Origin of the sequence: Runella limosa DSM 17973 (assembly GCF_000482465.1) — a bacterium.
Taxonomy (GTDB): Bacteria; Bacteroidota; Bacteroidia; order Cytophagales; family Spirosomataceae; genus Runella; species Runella limosa.
This window is the reverse complement of the sequence record NZ_AXVJ01000041.1, coordinates 114,548-136,311: the sequence shown is the minus strand read 5'-3', so window position 1 is coordinate 136,311 and position 21,764 is coordinate 114,548. Positions and strand designations below refer to the sequence as shown.

General features: G+C 43.6%; 20 protein-coding genes and 1 riboswitch. Of the genes, 8 read left to right on the top strand and 12 right to left on the bottom strand.

The genetic code is table 11. The features are described from left to right. Positions 1-83: 83 nt before the first annotated feature. Positions 84-404 carry a DciA family protein gene (locus K339_RS0103040; RefSeq protein WP_028522293.1) on the bottom strand — a complete coding sequence of 107 codons (321 nt, stop codon included), beginning with the start codon at positions 402-404 and terminating at the stop codon, positions 84-86. A 140-nt stretch (positions 405-544) separates the two neighbouring features. After that, a riboswitch (SAM riboswitch) is annotated at positions 545-655 on the top strand. A gap of 153 nt (positions 656-808) precedes the next feature. On the opposite strand from K339_RS0103040, the gene K339_RS0103035 reads away from it, so the two are divergent. From K339_RS0103035 to K339_RS0103010, 6 genes are read left to right on the top strand one after another with little or no spacing between them, the layout of a single operon-like run. Then, the gene (locus tag K339_RS0103035) at positions 809-2,110 is read left to right on the top strand and encodes an O-acetylhomoserine aminocarboxypropyltransferase/cysteine synthase family protein (protein WP_028522292.1); all 1,302 of its coding nucleotides are present in this window, start codon (positions 809-811) and stop codon (positions 2,108-2,110) included. Positions 2,111-2,139: 29 nt separating this feature from the next. Further along, on the top strand, positions 2,140-3,168 hold the full coding sequence (locus tag K339_RS0103030; RefSeq protein WP_028522291.1) for a homoserine O-acetyltransferase family protein: 1,029 nt from the start codon (positions 2,140-2,142) through the stop codon (positions 3,166-3,168). A gap of 46 nt (positions 3,169-3,214) precedes the next feature. Next, positions 3,215-4,300 (top strand): AAA family ATPase, encoded by a 1,086-nt coding sequence (locus K339_RS0103025; protein ID WP_028522290.1) that lies wholly within the window; start codon positions 3,215-3,217, stop codon positions 4,298-4,300. A 7-nt stretch (positions 4,301-4,307) separates the two neighbouring features. Beyond that, complete coding sequence (locus tag K339_RS0103020; protein WP_028522289.1) at positions 4,308-5,039, top strand: DUF3226 domain-containing protein; 732 nt, start codon at positions 4,308-4,310, stop codon at positions 5,037-5,039. A gap of 7 nt (positions 5,040-5,046) precedes the next feature. Further along, positions 5,047-6,078 (top strand): aminopeptidase, encoded by a 1,032-nt coding sequence (locus K339_RS0103015; RefSeq protein ID WP_028522288.1) that lies wholly within the window; start codon positions 5,047-5,049, stop codon positions 6,076-6,078. A 32-nt stretch (positions 6,079-6,110) separates the two neighbouring features. Continuing rightward, entirely contained in the window at positions 6,111-6,896 is a 786-nt protein-coding gene (locus tag K339_RS0103010) for a DUF3108 domain-containing protein (RefSeq protein WP_037299079.1), read from the top strand. Between the two features lie 81 nt (positions 6,897-6,977). On the opposite strand, the gene K339_RS0103005 is transcribed toward K339_RS0103010, so the two are convergent. From K339_RS0103005 to K339_RS0102965, 9 genes are all read right to left on the bottom strand, one after another. Beyond that, a complete protein-coding gene (locus tag K339_RS0103005) occupies positions 6,978-8,099 on the bottom strand; it encodes an ABC transporter permease (RefSeq protein WP_028522286.1) in 1,122 nt (373 codons plus the stop codon). Between the two features lie 13 nt (positions 8,100-8,112). Continuing rightward, on the bottom strand, positions 8,113-9,219 hold the full coding sequence (locus K339_RS0103000) for an ABC transporter permease (protein ID WP_028522285.1): 1,107 nt from the start codon (positions 9,217-9,219) through the stop codon (positions 8,113-8,115). A 4-nt stretch (positions 9,220-9,223) separates the two neighbouring features. Next, positions 9,224-9,964, bottom strand: coding sequence for an ABC transporter ATP-binding protein (locus tag K339_RS0102995; RefSeq protein ID WP_028522284.1), 741 nt, complete (start codon positions 9,962-9,964; stop codon positions 9,224-9,226). A gap of 4 nt (positions 9,965-9,968) precedes the next feature. Continuing rightward, entirely contained in the window at positions 9,969-10,886 is a 918-nt protein-coding gene (locus K339_RS0102990) for an ABC transporter ATP-binding protein (RefSeq protein WP_028522283.1), read from the bottom strand. Positions 10,887-10,897: 11 nt separating this feature from the next. Beyond that, positions 10,898-11,917, bottom strand: a complete 1,020-nt coding sequence (locus K339_RS0102985) for an HlyD family secretion protein (protein ID WP_084332090.1) — start codon at positions 11,915-11,917, stop codon at positions 10,898-10,900. A gap of 46 nt (positions 11,918-11,963) precedes the next feature. After that, complete coding sequence (locus K339_RS0102980; RefSeq protein WP_051397772.1) at positions 11,964-13,229, bottom strand: TolC family protein; 1,266 nt, start codon at positions 13,227-13,229, stop codon at positions 11,964-11,966. 220 nt (positions 13,230-13,449) lie between these two features. After that, positions 13,450-14,052: a TetR/AcrR family transcriptional regulator gene (locus K339_RS0102975; RefSeq protein WP_037299076.1), complete on the bottom strand. Its 603-nt coding sequence runs from the start codon at positions 14,050-14,052 to the stop codon at positions 13,450-13,452. A gap of 328 nt (positions 14,053-14,380) precedes the next feature. Next, the gene (locus tag K339_RS0102970) at positions 14,381-16,105 is read right to left on the bottom strand and encodes an ArnT family glycosyltransferase (protein WP_028522279.1); all 1,725 of its coding nucleotides are present in this window, start codon (positions 16,103-16,105) and stop codon (positions 14,381-14,383) included. Positions 16,106-16,137: 32 nt separating this feature from the next. Then, a complete protein-coding gene (locus K339_RS0102965; protein WP_037299074.1) occupies positions 16,138-16,752 on the bottom strand; it encodes a phosphatase PAP2 family protein in 615 nt (204 codons plus the stop codon). 75 nt (positions 16,753-16,827) lie between these two features. Between K339_RS0102965 and K339_RS0102960 the strand changes: the two genes are divergently transcribed. Continuing rightward, positions 16,828-17,655 carry a hypothetical protein gene (locus K339_RS0102960; RefSeq protein WP_028522277.1) on the top strand — a complete coding sequence of 276 codons (828 nt, stop codon included), beginning with the start codon at positions 16,828-16,830 and terminating at the stop codon, positions 17,653-17,655. Positions 17,656-17,708: 53 nt separating this feature from the next. Here the strand turns inward: K339_RS0102960 and K339_RS0102955 are convergent, their stop codons facing one another. Both K339_RS0102955 and K339_RS0102950 read right to left on the bottom strand, forming a co-directional pair. Then, positions 17,709-18,683 (bottom strand): UDP-glucuronic acid decarboxylase family protein, encoded by a 975-nt coding sequence (locus K339_RS0102955; protein ID WP_028522276.1) that lies wholly within the window; start codon positions 18,681-18,683, stop codon positions 17,709-17,711. Positions 18,684-18,872: 189 nt separating this feature from the next. After that, entirely contained in the window at positions 18,873-20,189 is a 1,317-nt protein-coding gene (locus K339_RS0102950) for a UDP-glucose dehydrogenase family protein (protein WP_028522275.1), read from the bottom strand. 377 nt (positions 20,190-20,566) lie between these two features. On the opposite strand from K339_RS0102950, the gene K339_RS0102945 reads away from it, so the two are divergent. Then, positions 20,567-21,706, top strand: a complete 1,140-nt coding sequence (locus K339_RS0102945) for an acyl-CoA dehydrogenase family protein (protein ID WP_028522274.1) — start codon at positions 20,567-20,569, stop codon at positions 21,704-21,706. The last annotated feature ends 58 nt before the right edge of the window (positions 21,707-21,764 follow it).

Sequence of the window (21,764 nt, the reverse complement as noted above, 5' to 3'; positions counted from 1 at the left end):
GACTTTCCAAGTTTCAGCCTTATACTATTGATAATCAGAGGAGTTATAAACTTGGAAAGTCTCGACTAGTTCTGCTTAATTACTTAAATAAATACAATATCTGTAATGATTTCGTAGCCAAACGCTCGATTCAGCGACTCGATCAATTTTTTCTTTGCCAACACCAACTCTTGCGTCAATGGCGCTGACGTAAGTTGTAGAAACAGCACCTTCTCTTTGACGTAAATCGCGCTTGTACGGGACGCAATCTCAGGCCCTACGAGTTTCTCCCAATGAACTTTGACCGATGTTTCGTCAAACTTGGCATTCAAACGATACATCTCAAGCATCTTTCCAATGGCCTCTCCCACCGAAACAGTCCCTGGTTTTCTGGCTGCGTTTTCTTTTTTGAAGCGATAAATCATAATAGGGTAGCGTATTAAAACACAAATTTAGGGGGATTGGGAGCTTTGGTGCAGTTTTTTGACTATTTTATTTTGGATTTCGGCACTTCCGCCGTAATATTGTCCCATCAAGTCAGTTGCTTCTCATTCGCACAGCGATTGATTTATAAAGAAGAGGGGAGAGAATAGGCTCTACGAACCTCTGGCAACCTGTTTCAACATACGCGGAATAAGGTGCTAATTCCTACCTGAGCAATCGGGGCATATAAATCGAAACAATCATGTTAAGATTCTTAGAAAAATGCGTGCGCTTCCAGCATGCCCTTCTGTGTTCCAATCTCTGTATGTGTTCTTTTTTAGGATGCACGACGAATGCTATGTTGTTTTTTCAGTTCCCAACCAATAACCATTAATTCTTTACATCCATGTCAGATCTCCGTTTTGAAACCTTACAGCAACACGCTGGCCAAGTTATCGACCCAGTTACCAACGCCCGTGCTGTCCCCATTTATCAGACTACGGCTTATGCCTTCAACAGCTCAGAGCACGGCGCTAATTTGTTTGCACTCAAAGAGTTTGGCAACATCTATACCCGTATTATGAACCCCACCAACGATGTGTTTGAAAAACGCATCGCAGCCCTTGAAGGAGGTGTAGCTGCATTGGCGGTGGCATCGGGACACGCGGCTCAATTTTTAGCAATCAACAACATTACGTCAGTTGGCGATAATTTTGTTACGACCTCTTTTTTATACGGTGGTTCGTACAATCAGTTTAAAAACTCATTCAAAAACATCGGAGTAGAAGCTCGCTTTGCCAATGGCGACAACGTAGCAAGTTTTGAAGCACTCATTGATGACAAAACCAAAGCAATTTATCTCGAAACAATTGGTAACCCAGGATTTAACGTTCCTGATTTTGAGGCTTTTTCTCAATTAGCGGCCAAATACGACCTTCCCATCATCGTCGATAATACCTTCGGCGCGGGAGGAGCGATTTGCCAACCTATCAAATGGGGAGCCCACGTGGTGGTAGAATCAGCCACAAAATGGATTGGCGGCCACGGAACAAGCATGGGTGGCGTGATTGTGGACGCAGGGACGTTCAACTGGGGAAATGGTAAATATCCGCAATTTACATCGCCATCACCAAGTTACCACGGACTTGTCCTCAACGATGTGTTTGGCATTGGCGGGCCTTTCGGAAATATCCAATTCATCATCCGTACCCGCGTGGAAGGTCTGCGCGATTGGGGCCCAGCACAGAGTCCATTCAACTCATTTTTGTTATTGCAAGGTTTAGAAACCCTCTCACTTCGCGTAGAACGTACGTGCGAAAATGCCTTAGCGCTTGCAAAATGGCTAGAAGCACACCCTTCTGTTGCGTACGTCAACTACCCAGGCTTGGAAAGTAGCAAATACCACGAGTTGGCTAAAAAATACCTCACGCGTGGCTTCGGCGGTGTACTTTCATTCAAACTCAAAGCAGGAAAAGAGGCGGCTGATAATTTTGTTAACTCCCTCAAAATGATTAGCCATTTGGCCAACGTGGGCGACTCAAAAACCCTTATCATTCACCCCGCAAGCACGACCCACTCGCAGCTTTCTGCATCCGAACAGGCTACAGCAGGAGTAGAAGCGGGATTGTTGCGCATATCAGTAGGGATTGAGCACATTGAAGACATTAAGGCTGATATTCAGCAAGCCTTTGACACAATCGGTCAATAATCAATAATTAAGTAAAGCACTTATTTACCTTGGCAGTACATACGTTTAAATACCCCTACACTTTTCCATTGGAACTCGGCGGCGAACTCGCTGGGTTCCAATTGGCCTATACCACCCACGGCACCCTCAACGCCGACGGCAGCAATGTACTTTGGGTCTGTCATGCACTCACAGGAAACGCCGATCCGACCGATTGGTGGGATGGACTGGTAGGCAATGGCCTTCATTACGACCCTAAAGATTGGTTTATCGTCTGTGCCAACGTGCTGGGCTCGCATTATGGCTCTACCAACGCCCTGAGTATCAATCATCAAACGGGAGTACCCTATTACCGTACCTTCCCTGATATTTCGATTCGGGACAACATTCACGCGTTTGAGTTGCTGCGCGAGGAATTAGGAATATCGCATATTCATACCCTCGTGGGTGGTTCGCTTGGTGGACAACAAGCTGTAGAATGGGCTATCATTCAACCAGAGCTTATCGGTGACTTGGTGCTTATTGCCACCAATGCCGTCCATTCTCCTTGGGGCATTGCCTTCAATGAATCACAACGAATGGCCATCAAAGCTGACCCTACTTGGAAGGAAGCTCGCCCCGACGCGGGCGCTGAAGGTATGAAAGTAGCCCGCTCGATTGCACTCCTCTCCTACCGCAACTACGACACCTACGATTTTACCCAAGCCCGCGACAGCAACGAGCAAACGGAAAATTTCCGCGCTGCAACTTACCAGCAGTACCAAGGAGATAAACTAGCGAATCGTTTCAACGCATTTTCGTATTGGGCACTTTCACGAACCATGGATTTACACAACGTAGGCCGAAACCGCCCAAGTCTTATCCACGCACTTGCACAAGTGAAAGCCCGTACATTGGTAGTGGGAATTAGTTCGGACATTTTATTCCCGCCGTCGGAGCAGAAGTTTTTAACAAAACACATCCCCGAAGCTGAGTATCAGGAAATTGACTCTTTGTACGGCCACGATGGTTTTTTGATTGAATACAAACAGCTCCGCCAAATTCTTACGTCTTGGGAGAAGAAAAGGGTTATTGCTTAGACAAAAGAGCAGGCATAACCCTATATTTGCTTTAAAATGAAAAGTAATGATAAGGAATATTGATATTGAGAATTTTAGATGTTTTCATAAAACTCGCATCGAAGGATTTTCACAAATTAATCTGATTGGGGGACAAAACAACGCTGGTAAAACAGCACTCCTAGAGGCTATTCTATTAGTAAACAATCCAAACCCCGACTCTATTCTTTTTTTACAGCAAAAACTCCGTGGTGAATATGGTAATCCCGAAGTACCAGAACGAACATGGAGTAGTCTTTTTTTCTCATTTGATAAACAACAAAAAGCAAATATTTCGGCTCTTGCTCATAATCAAACGAGTTACGGAATAAAATTAGCATGTCAAGATAGCATTCGTACGCCAACTGTCACTCCTGCAATTTCAAATCAAGACATTGTAAAAATCGAAGACAATAGTACCATGAAGGATATTATTGAATCGTCTTTGATTATCCACCAATCTACCCAAAAACAGATTGGTTCTTCCATTCAAATTCGGGCAATAAAAGGCGAAGAAACACTTTTTCATTCAGCTACCTTTTTACCAGTTATTCATTCTACTTTTTTCATCCCTGCTGGCTTTAAACAAACCGCAGACAGGCTAGCTTCTAGCTATCAAAACTTACTTTTTAAAGGCAACGAAGATACGGTACTTGAAGCTTTGCAGCTCATTGACGAAAAAATTGAAAAAATTGACATTATTGAAAAAAAGTTACATTTAAAAAGGACTGGAGAAATTCCAATGCCTGTAGGTATGTTTGGAGATGCTTTAAATAAAGTGATTGATATAATCATCCGAATTGCCAACCACCCTCATTCCATTTTACTAATTGATGAAGTTGAAAATGGGATCCATTATACCCATCAATTTGAACTTTGGCAAAGGCTTTTTCAATTAGCAAAAACATTTGATGTACAAATTTTTGCAGTCTCGCACAGTCTTGAGATGATTAAAGCATTCAATGCTGCTTCATTAGAAGATGAATTTGGGCAAAATGTCTCTTATTTTGAAATGTTTCGTAGTTTGCGAAGTAACGAAATTGTTGCCAATTCGCTGTCAAAAGACACGCTTTCTTATGCTATTGCTAATAACCAATCGTTTCGAGGAGAATAAGTAAGCTATGACTCAAAAGTTAATTATTGTAGAAAGTCCCAACGATGAAGCATTTATACGTCTTCTTCTCACGCATCTTTCTATTACAAATACCGAAACTGCGACCATTCACCCTACCGAAATAGAGCACCTTCATAATTTTACTAGCAGTGATGGTAAACTCAAAAGAGGTAAAGACGCCCTTCCCGAAAAAATAGAAATTCTAAAGCGGGAGCTTCTAATTCGCTATCCACAATTAAGACACATTGCCATCATCCTTGACATAGATACACCTAAAAGCTCGAATGGAGGAAAAGAAAAAAGTTTGCAACTTATCAATACATCTTTTTTAAAAGCCTTTAATATTTCACTGAATTTAACAGACACTTCTACCAAAGTTTCAACAAATGTTACAATTTCAAGCGAAACTATTCACTTAGAAGTCTCGTGTTTTTTTGTGGGTGATGAGACAGGCGAGGGAAACCTTGACGTTGTTCTCAAAAAAATTGCAAAACACCCGTGCCCCGAATGTGAGTGTTTGGAGATAATGAATGAATGTGTAGGTCAAAAAACTGGCAGTCCAATGCGTGATTTTACTAAACAATGGGTTAATTATTATCTCAGAAGTCAGGCATCTAAAAGCCAATTAAAAGATGCTGAAAAGCGCTTACATGAGGTAATTACAGACAACGGTGAAATACTTTTCGACCTGCATCATCCGTTTTTGCATGAAATAAAAGAGTATTTGCAACTTGAATAAACAGCACATGTTCAAAAAAATCTTCCTTGGTTTGCTTGGCATTTTGTTAATTCTCGGCCTTTATTACCGAGAGTTGGTCAGTTATGGGTACATGCAAGCCAAAGGTCAGCTTCAGATTTTGTTCAATACGCAGCCCGTGGCGGAGGTGCTAAAAAACCCATCATTTCCTGACTCGCTCAAGCAACGCCTCAGGCTCATTGGCGAAATCAAACAATTTGCCGTTGACTCCCTAGGGCTAGACTCGTCGGGAAGCTATACCGAGTTTTATGACCAACACGGCAAACCTATTTTGTGGGTACTAACGGCTTCTGAAAAATACCGTCTCGTACCCCGCGAATGGGATTTTCCAGTGATAGGAACATTCGCTTACAAAGGCTTTTTTGACACTACTCGCGCAGACAAAGAGCGCCAATTGCTTATATCAGAAGGGTTTGACACGCAACTCAACGAAGTGTCAGCTTGGAGTACATTGGGATTTTTCAAAGACCCTATTTTGTCTTCCATGTTGTACCGAGGCGAAGGAAGTTTAGCCAATCTTATCATTCACGAAATGACGCACGGGACGCTGTTTGTCAAAAACAACCTCGAACTCAACGAAAACCTCGCCAGTTTTGTGGGCGACTACGGCGCAATTCGCTTTTTGACCGCCAAATACGGTGCAAAATCCCCCGAATTAGAGAAATACGAGTTCAGAAAACGCTACAACGATGCGATTTCGCAGCACATCGTACGGGGCGCAAAACAGCTTGATAGTTTGTACAAAACCTTCCGCCCTTCGCTGACTTCTGCCCAAAAAGATACTTTAAAAACGAGACAAATCCGCCACATTGTTCAACAATCAGATACGCTTTTGGGTGGGCTTGTTGGGAAAAAATACCCTTGGCGAGGCACGAAATTGCCCAACAATGCGTTTTTTATCGGATACCTGACGTATCACTCCCAACAAAATCAGTTTCAAGACGAGTTTAATCATAAATTCAAGGGTAATTTTCCAAAGTACCTTGCTTACTTGAAAGCAACCTACCCAACCTCGTTTTAGGGAGTTTTTGTTTTACTTACCATCCACTCAATATGCTCGGACGCTTCGCCTTGGTATTTGCTGTGTTTTTTTTCTCTTCTTTTCATACCAAAGATTCCTATCGCCGTATCCCACAAACAAACTTTGGTGTAGGTGAGCACCTCGAATACCGCGTACATTATGGCATTTTCAACGCGGCCAACGCTGTGGTGGACGTAAGCCCGAATGTTTATCAGGTGAATGGTCGGCCGTGTTACAAAATCAATATTGTAGGAACTACCCTTGGTGCTTTCAGTTGGTTTGCCAAAGTGCGCGACGAATGGCAATCGTGGGTGGATACGTCAGCCATAGTTTCCCAGAAATTTTACCGTAATATTCAAGAAAATAACTACCGAAAAGTGGAAACAACGGTGTTTAACCACGACACCGACGACGCCGTCGTGACCGACGAAAACGGCACCAAAAAATTTGAAGTACCTAATCACATTCAGGACGCGATTAGCAGTTATTTTTTCCTCCGCACGCTCGACTTCTCCAAACTTAGCCCCAACGAAATGGTGGAAGTGCCTACGTTTTTTGAAAATTCGGTCTATAAACTCAAAGTAAAATACCGTGGCAAGGATGTAGTAAAGACCAAATATGGCAAAATAAAAGCCTTTAGGCTCACCCCTATCATGCCTAATAATGAGCTTTTTAAAGGTGAAAACTCCATTCGGATTTGGGTTTCGGACGATGCCAACAAAGTCCCCATCAAAGTCGAGGTGGACTTGTGGGTGGGGGCTTTAGTGATGGAAGTAAGCTCCTACCGAGGGGCTCGAAATTCATACAATTGGTACTAATCTTGAGTGTCGAAGGCAGAGGGTAGAGTGTCGAATAAACGTGAGTAACGTGTGTTGGGTTGCTCACAACCCAACATTCACCTACGCGCTTCTTTTACGGTAATTAAATACCGCAAGCGCATTAAAACCTACCGCAAAGGCTATCATGACCAAAAATTCGGGAATCAAATCAGAAAAAGCACTGCCTTTGATGTAAACTGCCCGAATGATTTTGATGAAATAAGCAGGAGGATTGATGCGCGTCAACCACTGCGCCCATTCGGGCATACTTTCGATGGGCGTATATAGCCCTCCCAACAAAATAAACACCATCATGCAGAAAAAAGCGAAGAGCGTAGCTTGCTGCTGCGTATCGGCAAAAGTGCTGATTAACAAACCAATACCCAGCACGCCAAACATATACACCGCCGAAAAAGCATAAATTGTAAAGAAAGAACCAACGGGTAAAAACCGAAATATCACAAAGGTTACAATCATCCCCAAAGTGATAGAAACCATGCCCAACACCCAGAAAGGAATCAGTTTTCCCAGAATAAATTCATGTTTTTTGAGCGGCGTCACGTTGATTTGTTCAATGGTACCCACTTCTTTTTCGGCCACGATGTTCAGCGCCGTTAAGAACGCCCCTACCATCGTCACCAAGATGGCCAAAATACCTGGCACCATAAACAAATGGTAGTCAAAATGGGGATTGTACCAATTGGCCGACGTAATTTCAATTTGGGGCATTTCGTTAAACTTCGGTAACAACATCCATTCTTCCCTTATTTCACGGTTGAAATCACCAATCATCTGGGCCGCGTAAGCCGTTCCTAGCCCTGCCCGTACCCCGTTGACAGCATCGGCAGCTAAGTGCAATTGCGCCTTGTTGAACTTAATCAAATCGCGCTCAAAATGGACTGGAATGGTCAATATCAAATCGGTTTTTCCATCCCCTACGGTCTTCGTCGCTTGGGCGTAGGATTGCGTATATTCAACCAGTTGAAAATAACCCGACGCCGTCATTTTATTCACCAACTTCGATGAGTAAGTAGAATGGTCTTGGTCCACGACGCTGATAGAAATGTGTTTGATTTCGTAATCAGCTGCCAGTGGAATTACAATCAGCTGCATAATGGGCATGATCAGAATCATCCGTAAGATGGTAGGATTCCGAAATATTTGCCGAAATTCTTTTTGCAACAAAAAAACTAGATTTCGCATTTCTTCTCTTTTTTTAAGCCAACCGAATTTTGAACTTACGTATCGCCACGGTCAAATAAACAACCGTCATAACCGCCAAAATCAGGGTCTGTTTGGCCACGTACGAAAACCCTAATCCTTTTACCATAATGGCCCGAACGATGCTGTAATACCACTTCGTCGGGACGATATTGCTCACAATTTGCAACGGCAACGGCATGTTTTCAATCGGAAACATAAACCCGCTAAAGACCAACGCAGGCATCAAAAAACCTACCAACGACAAAAACATGGCCGTTTGCTGAGAATCAACCACCGCCGACACCAACAAGCCTAAGGATAAAGTAGTTAGAATGAATAACAAGCTTTCGGCCAGCAGCAAAGGAAGGCTGCCACGAATGGGCATATCCAACAGAAAAATCGCCAACAGTAAGATGATAACTACATCAATAAAACACAGAAATAAGTAAGGGACGGCTTTGCTCAACACCACCAACAAGGGACGCATAGGCGAAACAAGCAAGATTTCCATCGTCCCTGTTTCTTTCTCTTTAACAATCGACACCGAGGTCATCATCGCACCTAACAGCATCAAAATCAGCGTCATTACGCCTGGTACGAAGTTGTACGAGCTTTTAAGCTGCGGGTTATACAACATCCGCGTTTCGGTTTCGATGGTGTATGGTAGCTTTTTCTGTTCATTAAGTTCGTTTTGGTAATCGCGAAAAATGCTAGAGGCATAATTAATGACAATGTTGGAAGTATTGGGGTCGGACGCATCCCCAATAAAGCGTACTTGGACTTGATTCGTATGTGACAAATCCTCCTGAAAGTTTTGAGGAAAAATAACCACCAACCGCGCTTCACCCCGCCGAAATACGCGCTCAATCTCCGCCTCCGTTTTTAGGCGTTCTTTGACACTGAAATACTGACTTTGGTCAATGCGGTCGATGAGTAAACGAGAGGCATCGTCGTTGGAATAATCCAAAATGGCCACGTTTGAGTTTTTAACTTCGCTTGAAAGCGCAAAGCCAAACAAAATCATCATCACGACAGGCAACCCCAACAAAATCACCAAGCTGCGGGTATCGCGGAGTACGTGCCAAAATTCTTTACGGATAAATGCTACAAATGTTTTCATATTGTTATTCTCCTCTTTTTGCTCCGCGCGCTAATTGTAAAAATACCTCATCCATGCTTTCTGCTTGAAACTGCTTTTTAAGCCCCGAAGGCGTGTCTAAGGCCGCAATACTACCATCAACCATGATTGAAACGCGGTCGCAATACTCGGCTTCGTCCATGTAATGGGTTGTCACAAAAACGGTGATTCCCTCGTGCGCTGCCTCGTAAATCATGTCCCAGAATTGACGACGCGTAATGGGATCCACACCGCCCGTGGGCTCATCCAGAAACACCACCTTGGGGCGGTGCAAAATGGCTACCGAGAAGGCTATTTTTTGTTTCCAACCCAGCGGCAACGAACCCACCAATTTGTCGGCCTCTTGGTTTAGTCCAAGTCGCTCAATCAGCACTGCTGTTTTTTCTCGAAGCTCTTTACGGGTCAGTCCGTAAATCCCGCCAAAAAACTGGATATTTTCCCGCACCGTCAGGTTTTCGTACAACGAAAACTTTTGGCTCATGTACCCAATGTGCTTTTTGATTTCTTCATTTTGGCGGTACACGTCATAGCCTGCTACCGATGCTTTGCCCGAGGTTGGCTCCAGCAATCCGCACAATATGCGCATGGCGGTGGTTTTTCCAGCGCCATTGGCTCCCAAAAAACCAAAAATCTCCCCTTCTTTTACGTCAAACGTAATGGCATTTACGGCCACGAAGTCACCAAATTTTCGGGTAAGACCTTCGGTATGAATGACTGATTTTGTCATAGGTTTACTGATTTTCGAGCATCAATTTGATAAATGTATCCTCAATCGTCGGTGCTATTTTCCGTACTTTAATGCCCGTATGTCCTTTTTCTTTCAAAAACTCCGAAAGGTATTTGTCCTGAAAATGAGGCGGTAATGTCACGTGTTGTTCTTCACCAAACGCAAATGCACTGACAATTTCGGTGTTCTTGCGCAGGTCGTTCATTAAGTTATACCGATTGTCAGCATCTACCGCGTAAAGGTTTTGGGCGTGCCGTGTAATGATTTGGTCGAGGGTATCGAGTTCCAAAATTTTGCCCTTTTGAATCAACGCAATGCGATCGCACCGACTGGCTTCGTCCATGTAAGGCGTCGAAACCACAATGGTAATTCCGCGAGCTTTCAGTCGGTCGAGCATGTCCCAAAACTCCTTTCTCGACACGGGGTCAACGCCCGTGGTGGGTTCGTCCAAGAAGAGCACTTTAGGCTCGTGAATAAGCGCACAGCACAAGGCTAATTTTTGCTTCATCCCACCCGAAAGTTTTCCCGCCAAACGATGCTTAAATGGTTCAATTTGAACGTAAATCTCCTCTATCAAGTGGTAGTTTTGCGCGACAGTAGTATTAAAAACAGTCGCAAAAAAATTGAGATTTTCTTCAATACTCAGGTCTTGGTACAGCGAAAATTTCCCTGGCATATACCCCACGATTTGGCGTATTTTCCACAAGTCCTTGACAACATCCAACCCAGCCACCTCTGCCCGACCAGCATCGGGTACCAATAAGGTCGTCAGGATACGAAAAAGCGACGTTTTTCCTGCACCATCGGGGCCGATTAGCCCAAACAATTCCCCCGATTTTACCTCAAAACTAACATCGTCGAGTGCGAGTACTTGCCCTTTTTCGTACGTTTTTTTGATATTTTCTACTCGAACGGTTGACATGGAAATTGGAATTAGAGTTTCACTTCGCCGTACATTCCTATTTTGAGGAAACCGTCGTTTTTCACCTTGATTTTGGTGGCATAAACCAAATTTGCCCGCTCGTCTTTGGTCTGAATGGTTTTAGGAGTAAACTCCGCTTTGTTCGAAACCCAAGTCACCACGCCACTCACCTCTTTGTAGCTGTCTTTACCATTATCGACAAACACTTTTACGGGCTGGTTCAGCTTTATTTTACCGAGTTGGTCACCCGTTATGTACGCCCGCAACGTCAGCGAAGTCAAATCGGCAATTTTGTACAACGCTTTACCCGTGGCAGTCATTTCGTTTGTAGTGGCGTACCTGACCAACACCGTTCCATCAATCGGATTGGTGATGGTACAGCGCTGAAGTTGGTCGTCAAACTGCGCGATGCGTTCTTCCAACGGCTTTCGCTCGCTGAATACCCCACGATTCTGAATCGACACTTGTTGTTGTTGCGATTTGATTTGCTGCTGAACCACAGCCACTTGCCCCTCGGCGGTTTCAATTTGTTTTTTCAACACCGAAATTTGCCCATCCACATCGTCTAATTGTTTACTTGGTACGGCTTCGGCTTTTACCAAATTATCCAAACGGTTGTGTTCGCGTTCCAACAGTCTAAGTTGCTCGCGTTGAGCCGCTATTTGGCGTTGTTGCATCATCAATTGTTCCTTCAAAATCTGAATTTGCGGTGAAGCATCGTTGGTTTTTTGGCTCAACGCCTCCATGCTCGCTTGCACTTGTGCTTTTTGCAAATTGAGGTTTTTGCAATCAACACTCCCAACAGCTTGGCCTGCCTTGAGGGTGTTGCCTTCTTCTATTTCCAAACTCAAAATTTTCCCCATTGACTCCGACGAAATCACGACTTCATCGGCTTCAAAAACACCGCTCGCATCAAACGCTTGGTCGCTGCTGTTGCAAGCCCCCAAACTCAAAAGTGACAGAAAAAGCAAAGCCCCTAGGCCACGTTGCGGGGCTTTCTTTAGGGATGTTTTTTGTGCAATTGTATTCATAATAAATGATTGTCTTATTCTTGGTTATTCATTGTAAAATTGATCATTAACTCCCTGACGATAATCTCAAATTGTTTTGTGCTTGCAGCAATTGAACTTCGTGCAAAATCAAGTTTTGACGCGCACTGTCTTCGTTGTCCAGCTCTGTCAGGTAATCACTGGCTGTGATAATGCCATTTTCAAGCTGAGATTCCGCCGCTTTACGCATCGTCGCGCGAATGTCAATCAATTTACGGTCGCTTTCGACCAATGCTTGCAAACGACTTATTTCTTGACGCTGAGAAGCCATTCTGACTTGAGTAGCCAACAAAAAATTCTCTTTTTGCTTCTCAACGCGTTGCTGATTCACTCGCAATTGTTGTACTTCAATCGCTTGGCTATTGGTATATAAATGTGACAAGGGAATTTGAAGTTGTACCCCTCCAATAAAGTACGTTTTAAATTCGGTCGAAAGGAAATTTAGCCCTGGCCGTCCGTACCCTCCCGTCGCAAAGGCCGATAATTTGGGCAAATTTTTCGCTTTAACCAGCTTCTCGCTTACCGACAGCGTTTGTTTTTGGGCATCAAACCATTTCAATTCTGGCCGATTAATATCCACTGAATTAGTAGCGACCGTTGGCAGTTGAAGTGAGGTATTGGCATCAACTTTTGCACCCGTTAGCAGCGAAAGTGCCTCCAAGGACGCCGTACGCCGTGTCTGCGTTTCTAACACCAACTGCTCAACTTCCAAAATACGCGCTTCTAAAGCAAGAATGTTGGAACGAATCGCTATTCCATTCTGAACCGAGGCTTTCGTTTTGGCCAGTTTGGCACGAAGTTCTTTGTCCAAAATATCAAAGTTTTTCAGTTGACGTTCGGCAAACAACGCCCCAAAATACAGGCCACTCACTTGCTCCCTAAGTTGATACAAATCCACCGTTACCTTCTGTTGATCAGCTAGTTGATTCGCCACGGCAACGGCCTTTTGTTTCTGGATTGTCCCCCCATCCCAAATCGACTGTGTCACGTCCAACGTCAGTTTGTACTGGTCTTTGGGAGGTGGCGAGATTTCAAAATTGGGCAATTTGATGGGTACACTCGTCACATCCGACTGCCAAGTAGCTTGGCCATTGAGGCGAGATTGCGGCATAAAATTGCGATTAAGCAACTTCAATTGCAGTTCTGTCGCCTCCTGAATCAAGCGCGTTTGCCCCGCTTGCGGGCTGTGGGTTTCGGCCTGTCGGTAGCATTCGTCGAGGGTCAACGTACTTTGCGTATGCCCCACCGAAACAAATCCCAACCACATCCCGATAAATAGCACTTTTTGTTTCATAACCTTACAGTTTAACTATTTGGTTAAATTATGGATAAAAAAATAGGAGTTTTAGTTTATAGAGACCTTCCAAGTTTTAGAAACTTGGAAGGTCTAAAAATGTGCGGGTTGTAAGCAACCTCCTGCACGTTTGAATATCTTCGATGGTCGGGTTGTGAGCAACCCTCTACACGTTTTGTGAGCAACCCTCGACACATTTTGTGAGCAACCCTCGATACGTTTACGGAGTTAAAATTAGCTTTACATACAACTTCAACTCTTCAATCCTCTGTTTCATCAGTACATCAAATGCCTCTTTATCTGCCCCAAACGCACTCAATAAAATTGGGCGTGCCAAAAATGGAAATGCACACATTCCCATGATAGATATCACAAATTGCATAGGGTTAATGCTACGAACTTTGCCTTTTTGGAGTTCCACAAAGTAGTTTAATGCTATTTTCTGCATCAATCCGACTGGTAGTTTTTTGATAAAATCTGACTTTTCTGGATTATTAACCGTATTCAAAACAAACAAAGGCAAGTAGGGATTCTCCCTCAAAAGGTTGATATATCCTTCTATGATGAGCCCAATTTTGTCTGCAAAGTCAATATCCAAATCAAAAACACCATCGGCTTTCGGAAAAAATATGCCAATTTTTTTATCAAAAACGTGTTCAAATAACTTATCCTTTGATCGGAAATAGTAATGCAACAATGCTTTATTGATTCCTGCTTCGTTAGCTATGTCCTGCATCCTTGAGCCGTCGTAGCCATCTCGCAAAAAAATGGTCTCGGCCGCTTTCAAAATTTTCTCTTCTGTTGTTAAATCTAGTTCTGACATGATTTATTCAATGGTTTAACCATTTGGTTAAACTTGGCACAAAACAAATAATTTCATTTTGAATAAACAAATTTTACGCCGACAAATTCTACAAATGTTGGGCCTCTCCGAGGCTGGTAATATCTATTAACCCATACAAATGTTTCTACAAATGTTGAGCCTCTCCGAGGCTGGTCATATCTATTAACCTCTACAAATGTTGAGCCTCTCCGAGGCTGATAATATTTATCCAACCTCTACAAATGTTGAGCCTCTCCGAGGCTGGTAATATCTATCCAACCTCTACAAATGTTGGGCCTCTCCGAGGCTGGGAATATGTTTAAATCAATTACTGATCTAATTTCCGTACCGATTCAATAATCTTCTGATAATCGGGTTTTCTTCGGAAAAACACAAAACCGTTTTCTTCCTTCAAGAACTCTAAATTTGGGTTTGCGCGATAGGCGTCAGCACGGTCGATACGGGCAATCAGAAACGTTGGCTTGTCCACTGGGCCATTCAACAGCCATTCTTCATCACTCGCTTCGGGGCGCACTCCCATCGGCTTTTTGAAGTAAAAGAACTGTGCATAACTTCGGTTTCCAATCGGCCAAACATATACATCTTGTCCTTTTTTAGCTTCATAAAAATCAATCACAGTGCGTTGGGTATAACCCTCAATCTTGGGAACAACATTCGCCGTATAAAAAAACATCAACAGTGCCGTGCTAAAAAACAGAATACGAATAGCCAACTGCTTTTGTTTTTTCCAACGTACCAAAGCAACACAAATCGCCCCAAAATAAAGCACGCCCCAAAGCCACTCATTTCCAGCCCATTCGACAGGTGCTTGTAAATTGGCAACCGCAAATTTGTCATCAATGTAAGGGATAAAAGCCGTTGGATTCATACCAATCAACGGAACCAAGGTCAGCACCAACGACAAAATAAACCCAATCAACAATACCATAACTGTCATCCATCTTGGCCACACAACTTCTCCTTTGAGCCACTGGTGCAGCCACAACGCCGCAAGGTAAGAAAGCGGAAAATAGGCCATCGAACTGTAATGTACAATTTTGGTTTTGACAATAGAAAATACAATCATCACCACCCAAAACAAGCACAACATCGGCAACGAAAACGCGGGCATGGGTAGCGTCATTTTGTCAACCATCTGCGATTTCCACCTCGCAATCAACGGTTTAAAAGCTACTGCTACGTATTTTAGACCAATCACCGAAATGGGAAAACAGCCAATCAGTACGACCACAAAGTGATAATAAAACGGCTGTCCGTGGTCGGCTTCCGAAGTAGCACCGAGGCGATAGAGGTACTGCAAGAATGCGACAAAAGTAGCCCAGCCGCTTTCCATAATAATGGCCAACATCCACCCAATCGTAAAAACACCCGCCGTGATGGCATAAATCAGCAGGTTTTTAATGGAATAATCACCAATTGTTGTTTGGTTATTTTTCTTTTGAACTTGTTGAATCACCCAAAGCGCCGCCAAAACGAGTGTGGGTACGCCCACCCCCACAGGGCCTTTGGTCCAAACGGCGAGTCCCGCAAAAATGCCCGCCAACAAGAAACTTTTTGCAGTATTTTTAGCGTCTGGAAACGAAAAATTAACCACGCTCAAAAACATAAAGTAATTGAACCAAGGGTCGATAATCCCCGATTTAAAATACAAATGCGGTGTAACAGACCCCAAATAAACCAACGCCCACAAAAACCCAAAGCGGCTATCAACCAAGCGTTTTCCTAAAAAATAGAAGGTTAATAAGGTAAAAACGCCCACAACGACGTTGGGAAAACGGGCGGCAAACTCGTTGATGCCAAACACCTTCATCGATAAAGCCTGTAACCAAAAAAACAGCGGTGGCTTTTCCCAAAAAGGCTGAAAATCAACTTGCACGCGTAAATAATTCCCCGAAACGAGCATCTCGCGGGCAGATTCGGCAAAGTTGATTTCATCCCAATCAAACAAATGGGTTTGGCCCAAATAGGGCACAAAAAAAGCAACCGCAAGAAATGCGATGACCCACGGATTTTCGAGTTTTATATTTTTCATTCGTAGTCTCTTTTAAAATCGAAGTTAAAACACTAAGCTATTTCGTTAAATTTCAAGGCTAATCCCCAAGCAGTGAGTGTCCCCAATAATGACCCCACGTAAACATCTACCATAAAATGTTGGAGTAAATACATTCTTGAGAAACCTATGGCACAGGCCATTACTAAGCAACCGACCTTCAACCAAGGCTTGGGTGTCCACAAAGCCAACAAGGCAAACAAGGCAAAGGCTGAGGTTGTGTGTCCCGACGGAAAACTATTCCAGTGGCTCAGTTCTACGCCTGGCACCGTGTGTAACGACTGCATCATCCCCGCAAAATATTCCACTGGACGCGGTTCTTTTGGAAAAACAAAATTTTTGATAAGCTGTGCCAATATCCCAGAAATAGCGTAAGCCCCAATCACCAAATAGCCTTTCTTACGGGCGCGAAACAATAACCCGACTCCTACCCCAACGCAAAAAACTCCGTCGCCAAGGTGGGTAACGTATTTAAAGAAGGTATCAGCGAAAGCACTGTTGTAGCGATTGATTTCCAGCGAAATAATTCCTTGTCGGTAAAGAACCTGACAAATACCCAATCCTATTAATAATACCCCGTAAGTCAGAGCAAAAGGCCAGTTTGTGCGAAGCAGTCGAATAAAGTTCATGGCGCAAAGATAGAGGTACAGAAAATATTTTCCCCATCTTTGCGTTGTCTAAGGGTTCAGAAACTTGCCGTTTTTATGAAAAAAATATTCTTTACAAGCCTGCTGTGTTCTGTTTTGGTTCACCTTCAGGCTTCGGCGCAGAAAATGCTCCAAGAGGTGATTATTGACTACGTCAACTTGGTTCCTCCCAACGTTGTCAATAAAGTATTGGCCAAAAATACCCCCGTAAAAGTATCCCTTTTGAAAGGTACTACTACTTCTTTTTATCGTATCAGCGTTTTTCAACCCGAAAAAGTCAATACTTCCTCTCGTTTGTACGAAACCCTTCGATTGGTAAATCCTGATACCTTGACCAAGACGGACTATTCATTTGACAAACATTCGTTGGCTTCAAATGCCAATTTTAAAGTAGCGGTTGGCGTTTTTACCGATGCCAAATCGGCCCAACAATTTATCGATGGCAAAGAAGCCTCTCCTTGTTTTAAGATTGACAGCACCCAGAGTAGCGTTGGGAAGTTGGAAGGATGCCGTGGCGACGAAGTTTATATTGCCGTCAAACCGCTTGGAAAACGAAAACTTGGTTCTATCAAAGTAGAAGTTGTTTCATTGGCCGATGTCATCGAAGACCCTGTCAATGACCGTTTTCCGTTTTCACTCCAAAACGAACTCAACGGCGAAGTAGCCTACGAAGTTAGCGGTGACCGCCTCAACTGGCAAGCGTTCTTTTTGCCTTCCAAAAAACGAGCGGAGTTTAAACTAGCTGATACACAAGTGTATATGCGGGTTAGTACCCTAGATAAAGTCACGGAAGAATACAAAATTGATTCGGGGAAAAAATACCGACTTTTTTGGAACAAAGACAAAAATCGGGTGGATGTGAGTGAGATACCTGCGTCCAAATAGATATAAAAAAACCTCCCGAAAGCCAAACTTTCGGGAGGTTAGAATTTCTGCTATTAGTTAAACTCTCTGTGGTGCGTTTCTTCGTACAAACGGTCTTCAGGAAGATTTTTGAAGTAGTCGTACGTAATTTTTAATCCTTCTGCACGCGACACTTTTGGCTCCCATCCTAACACTTCTTTCGCCAATGTAATGTCTGGCTGACGCTGCTTTGGATCGTCTTGTGGAAGTGGTTTGTAGATTACTTTTTGAGTTGTTCCTGTCAATTTGATGATTTCTTCGGCAAATTCACCAATCGTGATTTCGGCTGGGTTACCTACGTTTACTGGCATGGCGTGATCGCTCAACAACAAACGGTAAATCCCTTCCACAAGGTCATCAACGTAGCAGAAAGAGCGCGTTTGCGACCCATCTCCAAACACCGTCAGGTCTTCCCCGCGAAGTGCTTGCCCGATGAATGCAGGCAATACCCGTCCGTCGTTCAATCGCATCCGTGGGCCGTAGGTGTTAAAAATACGAACGATGCGTGTTTCTACACCGTGGTGACGGTGATACGCCATCGTGATTGCTTCCTGAAAACGTTTTGCTTCGTCGTAGCAGCCACGGTAACCCACAGGATTTACGTGTCCCCAATAATCTTCGTTTTGTGGGTGAACCAATGGATCACCATACACTTCCGAAGTAGAAGCTACCAAGATACGAGCACCTTTTGCACGTGCCAAGCCAAGGCAGTTGTGCGTACCCAACGAACCTACTTTGAGGGTTTGGATGGGGATTTTCAAATAATCAATGGGGCTTGCTGGCGAGGCAAAATTGAGGATGTAGTGCAATTCTCCATCAATAACGATGTGCTTTGAAATATCGTGGTGAATAAATTCAAAGTTGGGGTTAGAACGCAAGTGCTCGATATTGCGAAGGTCGCCCGTCACAAGATTGTCCATCGCAATAACGTAATAACCTTCTTTGATAAATCTATCGCACAAATGCGAACCCAAGAAGCCCGCCGCACCAGTGATTAAAACTCTTTTCATTTGGGGAAAATATAAGAATGTTTGATTCGGTTAATCAGTGAATTATTTTCGAGTTGCAAAAGTACAAAAACCCATTCGGTTTCTAAAACTTAGCTTTTTAACTTATAAAACTCAAACAGAAGGCATAAAAAACGAGTGCCTTGGTTGACTCAATCACGGCACTCGTTTTTGTATTTATATCCAAAAAAATTAGGCTCTCACCACCTCACGACCAATGCTGTAATAGGTAAATCCTAGTTCTTTCATTTGGTCTAATTCGTAAACGTTACGACCGTCGAAAATCAATTTGTTTTTCATCAACAACGCCATTTTTTCAAACTCTGGCGTGCGGAATTGCGGCCACTCGGTGAAAATCATCAACGCATCGGCATCGTCCAAGGCTGCGTACGGCGTGTGTGCATACGTAATTTTGTTACCCAATACGTAGTTTTTCACGTTTTCCATCCCTTCTGGGTCGTAGGCAATCACTTTTGCGCCTTCTTCCAACAAAATATTGATATTTTCCAACGCTGGCGCCTCACGAATATCGTCGGTATATGGCTTGAACGAAAGTCCCCAAACGGCAATTGTTTTTCCTTTCAAATCTCCGTCAAAATGTTTTTTAACGACGGGGATAAGTTTCGTTTTTTGGTCTTGGTTTACTTCCATTACTGATTTCAACACTTTGAAATCGTACTTATATTCTTCCGATGTTTTGGCAAGTGCCTGAACATCTTTCGGGAAGCAGCTTCCACCGTAACCAATTCCTGCAAACAAGAAACGTTTTCCAATGCGGCTGTCGGTTCCAATTCCTTTACGCACATTGTCAACATCAGCTCCTGCCAATTCGCACAAGTTGGCGATTTCGTTCATAAACGTAATTTTCATCGCCAAAAACGAGTTGGCGGCGTATTTGCTCATTTCGGCCGAGCGCTCGTCCATAAAAATCACGGGATTTCCTTGGCGCACCAACGGAGCGTACAATTTCTCCATTACTTTCTTAGCCCGTTCCGACTTTGTCCCAATCACCACGCGGTCTGGCTTCATAAAGTCTTCAACAGCCACACCTTCACGCAAAAACTCAGGGTTTGATACTACGTCGTATTCCACTTTTGCGTTTTTGGCCACGGCGGCGCTTACTTTTTCGGCTGTGCCCACTGGGACAGTACTTTTATCGACGATGACGGCATATTCAGTCATAATTTGCCCCAAATCATCGGCCACTTTCAAGATATATTTCAAATCTGCCGAACCATCTTCTCCTGGAGGCGTTGGCAAGGCCAAGAAAATTACCGAAGCGCCTTTGATACCTTCGACCAAATCGGTGGTAAATTTCAAACGACCCTCGGCTACGTTTCGATGAAAAAGGACATCCAAGCCAGGTTCGTAAATGGGGATAATTCCGTTGTTCAGCTTTTCAACTTTTTTTACATCAATGTCGATACAACATACTTGTACACCCGTCTCTGCAAAACAAGTTCCTGTTACGAGTCCTACATAGCCAGTTCCTACTACAGCGATTTTCATAGATAAATGCTTTGGTTGTTAGTTTTCATGTGCGGCTCTTCAAAATTGTATTTTTTCGAGTCCAACAAAACAGCTCCAAAATTAGAATAAATTCTTCAATCCCTTCCAATCTTCCACAAATTTGTAGAGTAACAATTGATTTTGCGGTTCTTTTAATGATTTTTCAAAAAAATTATTACTCTAAAAATTGTTATAACAACAAATAAAAATTTGCGACACTCGCGTTTTGAAGTATTCATTTACGCTTCCGAAAACGTTTGCGTAATCTTTTATTTTTCTACCTCTTACCGTTCGCTCATTATTGCTTGGCATAATCATTGAATAATCTTAGATTGAGATTCTTTCATTCAACACTATTCCTTTAATCGCTTTTGAATATGAAGTCCGAAGTTGTAGAAAACCAAGAATTAATTGCCCAATCGGTTCGGGATTTTGCAGAACGCAACATGCGACCTTACGTCAGGGAATGGGACGAAACCCAGCATTTTCCCGTTGACCTTTTTCATTCACTTGGCGAACTAGGGCTCATGGGCATCCTGGTACCCGAAATTTATGGTGGTGCAGGATTGGGCTATCAAGAATATGTTACTGCGATTGTCGAATTAAGCAAAGTTGACCCTGCCATTGGGCTCTCAATGGCTGCCCACAACTCGCTCTGTACCAACCACATTTTGATGTTTGGAAATGAATCTCAAAAACAAACCTACCTTCCCAAACTCGCTAGTGGCCAGTGGATTGGCGCATGGGGATTGACCGAACCCAACACAGGTTCGGACGCAGGAAATATGCGAACGGTGGCCGTTAAAGACGGTGACTATTGGGTCTTAAATGGTTCTAAAAATTTCATTACCCACGGAAAAAGTGGCAACGTAGCCGTTGTGATTGCGCGTACTGGCGCAGTGGGCGACAAACGGGGCGCCACGGCCTTCATCATCGAACGTGGCACAAAAGGTTTTTCGGCGGGGCGTAAAGAAGACAAACTTGGAATGCGGGCTTCGGAAACGACAGAATTGATTTTTGAAGACTGCCGCGTCCATGAAAGCAATGTGTTGGGCGAAGTTGGTGAAGGTTTTGTGCAAGCCCTCAAAATTTTGGACGGTGGACGAATTTCCATCGCGGCCCTGAGCCTTGGCACGGCCATTGGGGCGTTTGAAGCCGCCTTGGCTTACTCCAAAGAACGTCAGCAATTTGGCAAGCCGATTTCGCAGTTTCAGGGGATTTCGTTCAAACTTGCCGATATGCACACCGAAATTGAAGCCGCCAAACTACTCGTGTATGATGCCGCTACCCGCAAAGACCGCCACGAAAAAGTAACGCTCCAGAGCGCTACGGCCAAATACTACGCCTCGGAGGTGTCGTGTAGGGTGTCCAATGAAGCTGTTCAGATTTTTGGTGGCTATGGCTTTACCAAAGATTATCCTGTGGAGAAATTTTACCGCGACTGCAAACTATGTACCATTGGAGAAGGTACGAGTGAAATTCAGAAGTTGGTGATTTCGAGAGAGATATTGAGTTAGGCTCAACATAAAACCTCCCGAAAGTTTGAAACCTCCCGAAAGTTTGAAACTTTCGGGA

What these genes read in the sequence shown, in the direction of transcription:
- K339_RS0102955 (WP_028522276.1), bottom strand. Translation starts at nt 18,683, where the DNA reads ATGAAAAGAGTTTTAATCACTGGTGCGGCGGGCTTCTTGGGTTCGCAT.
- K339_RS0102995 (WP_028522284.1), bottom strand. Translation starts at nt 9,964, where the DNA reads ATGACAAAATCAGTCATTCATACCGAAGGTCTTACCCGAAAATTTGGT.
- K339_RS0102985 (WP_084332090.1), bottom strand. Translation starts at nt 11,917, where the DNA reads ATGAATACAATTGCACAAAAAACATCCCTAAAGAAAGCCCCGCAACGT.
- K339_RS0103010 (WP_037299079.1), top strand. Translation starts at nt 6,111, where the DNA reads ATGCTCGGACGCTTCGCCTTGGTATTTGCTGTGTTTTTTTTCTCTTCT.
- K339_RS0102960 (WP_028522277.1), top strand. Translation starts at nt 16,828, where the DNA reads ATGAAAAAAATATTCTTTACAAGCCTGCTGTGTTCTGTTTTGGTTCAC.
- K339_RS0103040 (WP_028522293.1), bottom strand. Translation starts at nt 404, where the DNA reads ATGATTTATCGCTTCAAAAAAGAAAACGCAGCCAGAAAACCAGGGACT.
- K339_RS0102990 (WP_028522283.1), bottom strand. Translation starts at nt 10,886, where the DNA reads ATGTCAACCGTTCGAGTAGAAAATATCAAAAAAACGTACGAAAAAGGG.
- K339_RS0102950 (WP_028522275.1), bottom strand. Translation starts at nt 20,189, where the DNA reads ATGAAAATCGCTGTAGTAGGAACTGGCTATGTAGGACTCGTAACAGGA.
- K339_RS0102980 (WP_051397772.1), bottom strand. Translation starts at nt 13,229, where the DNA reads ATGAAACAAAAAGTGCTATTTATCGGGATGTGGTTGGGATTTGTTTCG.
- K339_RS0103000 (WP_028522285.1), bottom strand. Translation starts at nt 9,219, where the DNA reads ATGAAAACATTTGTAGCATTTATCCGTAAAGAATTTTGGCACGTACTC.
- K339_RS0102945 (WP_028522274.1), top strand. Translation starts at nt 20,567, where the DNA reads ATGAAGTCCGAAGTTGTAGAAAACCAAGAATTAATTGCCCAATCGGTT.
- K339_RS0102970 (WP_028522279.1), bottom strand. Translation starts at nt 16,105, where the DNA reads ATGAAAAATATAAAACTCGAAAATCCGTGGGTCATCGCATTTCTTGCG.
- K339_RS0103015 (WP_028522288.1), top strand. Translation starts at nt 5,047, where the DNA reads ATGTTCAAAAAAATCTTCCTTGGTTTGCTTGGCATTTTGTTAATTCTC.
- K339_RS0103020 (WP_028522289.1), top strand. Translation starts at nt 4,308, where the DNA reads ATGACTCAAAAGTTAATTATTGTAGAAAGTCCCAACGATGAAGCATTT.
- K339_RS0103025 (WP_028522290.1), top strand. Translation starts at nt 3,215, where the DNA reads ATGATAAGGAATATTGATATTGAGAATTTTAGATGTTTTCATAAAACT.
- K339_RS0103005 (WP_028522286.1), bottom strand. Translation starts at nt 8,099, where the DNA reads ATGCGAAATCTAGTTTTTTTGTTGCAAAAAGAATTTCGGCAAATATTT.
- K339_RS0103035 (WP_028522292.1), top strand. Translation starts at nt 809, where the DNA reads ATGTCAGATCTCCGTTTTGAAACCTTACAGCAACACGCTGGCCAAGTT.
- K339_RS0102975 (WP_037299076.1), bottom strand. Translation starts at nt 14,052, where the DNA reads ATGTCAGAACTAGATTTAACAACAGAAGAGAAAATTTTGAAAGCGGCC.
- K339_RS0102965 (WP_037299074.1), bottom strand. Translation starts at nt 16,752, where the DNA reads ATGAACTTTATTCGACTGCTTCGCACAAACTGGCCTTTTGCTCTGACT.